Raw genomic sequence first — 7,050 nt, 5'->3', positions numbered from 1 at the left:
GAAAACCTGCAAGAGTTCATCGCAATGGATCGTGACCGCGCGCGTTGACCTCGCCACGGCCTACGCCGGATGCTTACGCTGCACCGATGTCCGCTTCGGGCCCTATTCTGTTGAAAAACTCTGCCACGCAAAAATCGGCGCAAGAATCTGGAACATCGCTCTCATCATAGGGCCATTGGCAAACCATGTTTCTTGAAAGGGCTTTTCAACGAAAAGTATTCTGCTGATCCTACCCGTTGGGACGAGGTGGCGAGTTTTTCAACGAAATCGGCCGGGAGTGACATTCGGCAGATAGGGCGAAAACCCGACATCCGCTGCGCTCGGCACCAAAGTACGCTATGCGGGACGGAGCCGCCCTTGGCTAAATGCGCTCCAAGGTCCGCTTCGGTGGACCGTTCAACAAACGGTCGTTTTAGTCGGTGATGGGAAGGTCATCTTTCGACCGGGTAAAGCGAAGATTGAAAGCAATCACCGTCAACCACTGCTCATCCCAGCAAGCATGGCACCGAGAGCGACGAGGTGGACCAGCATGAGCGCCCTATCATTCCAAAGCACGCCGACCGCGAACCAGCCTAAAACACCGACAAGAAACAGATATAGATTCCAAGGCGCCCACCCAAACCCTGTCGCTGTATAGCCCATGATTTGAATGAATGATGCTGCCCACTTCACCGTGAAGGCGGCGCGCCCCGTCTGGGGCGCAGCCATCGCAATATCAGACGGCACGGGTCAGCCCACCGTCGACACGCAGGTTCTGCCCGGTCATATATGCGGCCCCTTCGGATGCCAGCCACGAGATCAGTGACGACACCTCGTCGGCGTGGCCGTAGCGCCCCATTGGGATACGCGCGCGGCGCTCCTCGGTTTCGGGCAGGCTGTCGATGAATCCCGGAAGGACATTATTCACGCGGATATTCTTTGCCGCGTATTTATCCGCATAGAGCTTCGTGAAGGCAGCCAGACCCGCACGAAAGACGCCGGAGGTCGGGAAAAGCGGATCGGGTTCAAAAGCCGCAAAGGTTGAAATATTGATGATCGCACCGCCACCCTGCGCCTGCATCAGTGGCGTGACCAGCCGTGTGGGCCGGATGACGTTCAGCAGATAGACGTCCAGCCCCGTGTGCCAGTCGTCGTCCGAGATTTCCAGCACGGGGCCTTTCGGGCCATGGCCGGCGGAGTTGACCAGAACATCCACTCGGCCCCAGCGATCCTTCGCTCCTTCCACCAATGCGGCAAGGTCGTCCACCTCTTGGTTTGACCCGGTGACGCCGAAACCACCCAGCTCCTTGCCAAGTTCCTCCCCCTTGCCGGACGACGACAGGATGCCGACGCGAAATCCGTCTGCCGCCAGTCTGCGGGCAGCATCGGCACCCATGCCACTGCCACCTGCGGTGATAAGCGCTACTTTTTCTACTGACATGATATGCTCCTTCGTTATGCTACATTCTAAAATAGTTTAAATTCGGTCAGATTGCGCGCCAGAAATAACGCTACCTGCCAGTAGGATTACTATCGCCATATGACTCAGCTTCCGCCCCTCAATGGCTTGCGCGCCTTCGATGTGACCGGTCGCCACCTCAACTTTCGCGCCGCAGCCGACGAAATGGGTGTGACGCAAGGGGCTGTCGCGCAGCAGGTGCGGCAGCTCGAAGCGCATCTGGGGGTTTCGCTGTTCGAGCGGCTACCAAAGGGGCTGGCGTTCACGTCGCCCGGGCGCGGTTATCACGCGCGTGTCGCCACCGCGTTCGAAGATCTACGCGCTGCCACGGAAACCTTACGGCCCGAGCCAGACAAGGTTCTGGTGAGCGTTACTCCGACCTTCGCCGCAAAGTGGCTTATCCCGAACCTGCCGGATTTTTCAGCCGCGTATCCCGAGATCGACTTGGGCATCCTCGCAACTGAAAAAATATCCAGTTTCCACGGTGACGGGATCGACCTGGCCATCCGCCAAGGACAACCGCCATTTGGCGCTGCACTGGATGCAATACGTCTTTTCCGTCAGGAAATCATCGCCGTGGCGGCTCCGTCGCTGATCGCCGGTGAGCACTTGCCACTTGATCCGGAAACTCTGTCACGGCTGCCCAAGCTGCACGATGCCCACGATCTCTGGCCCGCATTTCTTAAACAGCTGAAAGTGGAAGATCGTGGGGACCACGGACTACGATTGAGTCAGACAACCCTCGCCATGGACGCCGCACTTTCGGGTCAGGGTGCAGCCCTCGTCAGCAGCTTTCTCGCAAAGCGAGACATTGCCGCAAATCATTTGGTGCAGATCATCCCGGAGACGCTTTCGGGGAAGCGGGATTTCTATTTATTATCCATGCGCGGGTCGAAACGCAGCTCATCAATACAAGCTGTTATTGAATGGTTTGCATCGAAAGCAGAATCCAAAGCGTAGTCAGCGCTTATCAAAAACCCTCGTTTCTGGAAAAGACGGAAACCACATCGTTGGAGGCCACCAAAAGCCACGCTCCAAACCCAAGGCCTTGGTGACGGTTTTTGACCGCCTCCTAATAGCTGACATTCGCTGCGAAGCAGAAATCTTGCAACATGGGCTCTCACCCGACTTTCGCCGCGTGCTACACGAAAGGCCGCTGTCGGGAAACGGACCAAACTTTGCAAAGGTCACTATCTGCGCATAGCCGACGCTCGGACCGGCGTCCGAAGGTTGCCGATGGGCCCCTGCGCGCCATGTTTTCTAGAGCGAGGTGCATGACCGACGTCATCCGTCGCCTCAGCCGATGGAAAAGGAGATCAAAAAATAGGTATCAAGCTTGTTGTCTTCGCCACCGCCCTCGTCGGCGCCCCAGCATTCGCAAATGATGTGTCCTACACAGTGGGTGGGGCAGCGATGAGCGGCTATTGGGCTGCAGCCGAGGACCCGCAGGGGCTGGTTCTGATCATGCATCATTGGGACGGTCTGACAGACTACGAACGCGATCACGCCGACATGCTGGCCGACATGGGGTATGACGCCTTCGCGTTGGATATGTTCGGGGTGGACACTCCGACCGAGACTGTCGATCACCGCCGCGCGGCGACAGGGGCGCTAAGACGTCGCAATTCCGAATTTTTAAGGCGTCTCATTGTAAGAAGTTGACGCAAGCCGATGGCGAGCGTCTGCCTAACTATCCCCACCGCCGGATGTTCCGAACCGTCCTTCGGCCCATTTCGACAGGCGCAACATCGGATAGCAGTATATGAAATAAAACATCGCGATCAGACTGTAGATGAACATGATATCGCCCGGCATCCGCATGATCGCTACTTCACCTTGCCTTGTCAGCTCGGATATGCCGATGACCGACAGGACCGCCGTGCTCTTGATGACGATGACGTAGATGCTGGCCATGGGTGGAATCGTCAGCTTCAGCGCCTGCGGCACGACGATGTGCTGGTAGGTCCGGAATTTCGACATCCCGACCGAGCGCGCTGCCTCAGCTTGACCGCTGGGGACTGCGTAAATGGCAGCGGCCACGATTTCCGTTACATAGCTGGATGTATAGAGCGACAACGACACGATGGCCGCAGTGTAGCTGTCAAATGACAGCCAGGCTATGCCGGTGGCGGGCAACACGAAGTAAACGATATAAAGCTGTACGAGGTAGGGCGAGCCGCGCAGCAGGTGCAGGTAGAGATTGATGACCGCGTTGATCAGCCCGAACCCCGCCGTCTTGGCCACTCCTAGGATGAAACCGATGGTAGACCCGATGGCGATGGCGATGATCGATATCTGAAACGTCAGCCACAATCCCTTCAGCATGAAGGGATAAAGCTGGACCACGATGTCCCATTTGTCAGTGATCCAATCCATCCCTCCCCCCTCAATTTGCCTGCCAGGCGCTGCCGCCCAAACGGTTTTGAACGACGCCCGACAGCACCAGCATCATGGCGTAGATGCCGAGGTAGCAGACAGCGACGGTGACGTAGCTTTCAGTTGCCACGACCGTTTCGGAAAACATCAACAACCCCGCGCCCAGCAGCTCGAAGACCGCGATGATGCTGAGCAGCGAGGTGTCCTTAATCAGCACGGCGGTCTGGCCCAGCAGCGGCGGCATCACGTTGGCGATGGCTTGCGGCAAGGTGATGTAGCGCATCGTTTCGCGCGGCGTCATTCCGACCGACAGCGCGCCTTCGATCTGCCCGCGCGCAACCGACCCGATCCCGGCACGGATGATTTCGCCCATGTAGGGCGACGTGTGCAACGTCAGCGCAATGATGCCCGACTGCACCTCGTCGAACAGCAGCCCGGAGGGCATGATCGTTGGCAGGCCATAATAAACAAGGTAGATTTGCACCAGGAGCGGCGTTGAGCGGATGAACTGGATGTAGCCCGCGACGGGCCGCCAGAACAGCGGGTTGCTCGACATGCGCGCCAGCGCCAACACGGTGCCCAGCACCAGCGACAGCGCGAGGCAGACGGCGGAAATCCACAGCGTCTGCCAGATGCCCTCGGCAAAGACATTCGCATATTCCGACACCAGCCGGAGATTGAAGTAATCTTGAAGCCACATCATCGGCGAGGTGCGGTCCTGCGTGTCATGTCAGATTCTGTCGGGGAGGGGCGCTGCAGCGCCCCCGCCCCTCAGCGATCACTTGTGGTCGGCTTCCCAATCGGTGGAGTTCCACCAGTACGCGACCTTCTCATTCAGGCGTCCGTCGATGCGGATCAGACGCATGTAGTTGTCGAGGCTGTTCAGCAGATGCACCGAGTCGGGGCGCACAGCAAAACCCAGCGGCTCCTTGTTCAACTCACCCTCCAGCAGGACGATGCCGTCGATCGATGACTGAAAGCCCGACAGCGTCGCCTTATCGGTGACACCCGCCGTTGCGCGGCCCGACATGACGGCCTGAACCGCCTGCGCGGTGCCGCCAGAAAATTCCTTCAGCTCAGCCTCGGGTAGAAACTTGCGCGCGGCGGAAGCATAGGACGAGGCCTGCGTCGCGGCCAGCGACACATCGGCCTTGTTCAGGTCTTTCCAGCTGGTGAAATCGGTGCCTTCCTTGGTGAAAGCGACGGTTTCGGCAAAGAAGACCGGCTCGGTGAACATGATCTGCATGCTGCGCTGCGCGGTCGGCGTCATGTCGGCTGCAATAAAATCGGCCTTGCCAGAAGTCAGCGCAGGAATGAGGCCCTTCCAGTCGTAATCCTGAACGACCAGTTTGACGCCCATGTCGTCGGCCATCATCTGCGCCAGCTCCACGGCCAAGCCAGTGCGCTCGCCATTCTTGTTGATGAAGCTGACGGGGGGGCCTTGCGTCTGCACGGCGATGGTCATCTCGCCGGTGCGCACGATCTTTTCCATCGTCGTTTCGGCCCAAGACACAGTGGCCATCACGGCCATTGCAGCGCCGCCGATCAGGGCGGCCAGGTTTTTGGGTTTCATGTTGTCTCTCCTCCTTGATGAATGTTCGTGACGTTATAATATCTGGCTCAGAAAATCTTTAGCCCGGTCGGTCTGAGGATTATCAAAGAACGCGGCGGGCGTGTTTTCTTCTACGATAGCGCCGCCATCCATGAAAATCATGCGATCCGCCGCTTCCCGCGCGAAGCCCATCTCGTGCGTGACGACGGCCATGGTCATGCCCTCGGCGGCGAGGGCGCGCATCTGCTCTAACACGCCGCCTACCGTTTCGGGGTCCAGCGCCGAGGTCGCCTCGTCGAAGAGCATCACTTTAGGCTTCATTGCGAGACTGCGCGCAATGGCGACGCGCTGCTGCTGACCGCCTGACAACATGACAGGATAGCTATTCTCCTGATCGGGCAGCCCGACCTTTTTAAGCAGATCGCGCGCAATGCCCTCCGCCTCGGCGCGCTTACGTTTAGCGACGATCATCTGCGGCAAGACGATATTCTCCAGCGCTGTCTTGTGCTGAAAAAGATTGAAATGCTGAAACACCATGCCGACCTCAGCGCGCAGACGGTTGATATTCGTTTTCTTACTGGTCACTTCGACGCCGTCGATGACGATGCGGCCGGAATCGACGGGTTGCAAACCATTGAGCGCGCGCAAAAGTGTGGACTTGCCTGAACCGGAGGGGCCGATGATGACCACCACCTCGCCCCTGTCAATTGTGGCGCTCACATTGTCGAGCGCCCGCACGTCCGCGCGGCCTTTCATGTGGTAGGTCTTGCTGACCCCCTCGATGGCGATCATCGGCTCGCTCATGGTGTTCTTTCTGAATAAAGTGGCAGGCGCCCGCAGAATGAATACGCGACCGGTCCGGTCATCATGGCACTGCCGTCTGAGTCGATCTGGATCGCCACAGAGCCTGCACCCATGTCTACCCTGATTGGTCCCGTGTCGACCAACCCACGAAGCTGCGCGGCCCGCACGGCGGCGCAGGCTCCAGTACCACACGCACCGGTCAGCATGCCGGGGCGCTCATAGGCCTGCAAGCGCATGCGTGCCGGGCCCAGGATCTCGGCTAACCCTACATTCACCTGTTCAGGAAAGAGGGGATCCATTAGTATCGGCCGCGCCAACTCGGCGACATCGAGCGACGGCAGATCTTCAACGAAGAACGTCACATGCGGATTGCCGACCCAGGACGCCACACCATGCTCCAGCGGCCCATGTGCCAGCGGCAGGTCCAGCGTATCCACCTCGCGCGCTAGCGGGAATGTCTGCCAGTCATGCTCGATCCGTCCCATCTCGACGCCGACCTTGAGCCTGCCACGGCGCGTGCAGCGCAGAATGCCTGCCTGTGTCTCGATCGTAATCTCGTCCGATCCGGCCTCTTCCAACAACAGCCAAGCGACACAGCGTGTGGCGTTGCCGCATGCCCCGACCTCCCGCCCGTCGATGTTGAGAATACGGAGGCTGGCATCTGCTCGCTCGGACAGCTCGATGACCAGCAGTTGATCTGCGCCAACGCCCACCTGAACATCGCAGATATGGGCGATTTCAGGCACTCTAGGTGCGTACGGATCAACGCGGCCATCAACGATGACAAAATGATTGCGCAGCCCGTGCATTTTTACGAATGGTGGCCCATCGGCAAAGAGTACGCCGCTCCATGGCTGTGTCATCAATATATCGCTTTCGT

General features: G+C 58.7%; 10 protein-coding genes. 3 read left to right on the top strand and 7 right to left on the bottom strand.

The window, feature by feature from the left end:
• The coding region (locus tag ACEWPM_RS16790) for a hypothetical protein (RefSeq protein WP_420768035.1) at window positions 1-196 on the top strand (196 nt) is incomplete at its 5' end.
• A 278-nt stretch (window positions 197-474) separates the two neighbouring features.
• On the opposite strand, the gene ACEWPM_RS16785 is transcribed toward ACEWPM_RS16790, so the two are convergent.
• Window positions 475-708, bottom strand: coding sequence for a DUF6552 family protein (locus tag ACEWPM_RS16785; RefSeq protein ID WP_393963959.1), 234 nt, complete (start codon window positions 706-708; stop codon window positions 475-477).
• 7 nt (window positions 709-715) lie between these two features.
• Entirely contained in the window at window positions 716-1,420 is a 705-nt protein-coding gene (locus ACEWPM_RS16780; protein WP_393963960.1) for an SDR family oxidoreductase, read from the bottom strand.
• 99 nt (window positions 1,421-1,519) lie between these two features.
• On the opposite strand from ACEWPM_RS16780, the gene ACEWPM_RS16775 reads away from it, so the two are divergent.
• Entirely contained in the window at window positions 1,520-2,398 is an 879-nt protein-coding gene (locus ACEWPM_RS16775) for a LysR substrate-binding domain-containing protein (protein WP_393963961.1), read from the top strand.
• Between the two features lie 453 nt (window positions 2,399-2,851).
• Window positions 2,852-3,100, top strand: coding sequence for a dienelactone hydrolase family protein (locus tag ACEWPM_RS16770; RefSeq protein WP_393963962.1), 249 nt, complete (start codon window positions 2,852-2,854; stop codon window positions 3,098-3,100).
• Window positions 3,101-3,124: 24 nt separating this feature from the next.
• Here ACEWPM_RS16770 and ACEWPM_RS16765 read toward each other — a convergent pair whose 3' ends face one another.
• From ACEWPM_RS16765 to dapF, 5 genes are all read right to left on the bottom strand, one after another.
• Window positions 3,125-3,814, bottom strand: coding sequence for an amino acid ABC transporter permease (locus tag ACEWPM_RS16765; RefSeq protein ID WP_393963963.1), 690 nt, complete (start codon window positions 3,812-3,814; stop codon window positions 3,125-3,127).
• Window positions 3,815-3,824: 10 nt separating this feature from the next.
• Window positions 3,825-4,517 (bottom strand): amino acid ABC transporter permease, encoded by a 693-nt coding sequence (locus ACEWPM_RS16760; RefSeq protein WP_393963964.1) that lies wholly within the window; start codon window positions 4,515-4,517, stop codon window positions 3,825-3,827.
• Window positions 4,518-4,592: 75 nt separating this feature from the next.
• On the bottom strand, window positions 4,593-5,387 hold the full coding sequence (locus ACEWPM_RS16755; RefSeq protein ID WP_393963965.1) for a transporter substrate-binding domain-containing protein: 795 nt from the start codon (window positions 5,385-5,387) through the stop codon (window positions 4,593-4,595).
• 33 nt (window positions 5,388-5,420) lie between these two features.
• The gene (locus tag ACEWPM_RS16750) at window positions 5,421-6,170 is read right to left on the bottom strand and encodes an ATP-binding cassette domain-containing protein (RefSeq protein ID WP_476454010.1); all 750 of its coding nucleotides are present in this window, start codon (window positions 6,168-6,170) and stop codon (window positions 5,421-5,423) included.
• Entirely contained in the window at window positions 6,167-7,033 is an 867-nt protein-coding gene (gene dapF, locus ACEWPM_RS16745) for a diaminopimelate epimerase (protein WP_393963966.1), read from the bottom strand. The genes ACEWPM_RS16750 and dapF overlap by 4 nt, the downstream gene beginning before the upstream one ends.
• Window positions 7,034-7,050 lie beyond the last annotated feature (17 nt).

The sequence above is a fragment of the Roseovarius maritimus genome (assembly GCF_043355895.2).
GTDB lineage: Bacteria > Pseudomonadota > Alphaproteobacteria > Rhodobacterales > Rhodobacteraceae > Roseovarius > Roseovarius maritimus.
This window is presented reverse-complemented; position numbering and strand designations above follow the sequence as displayed.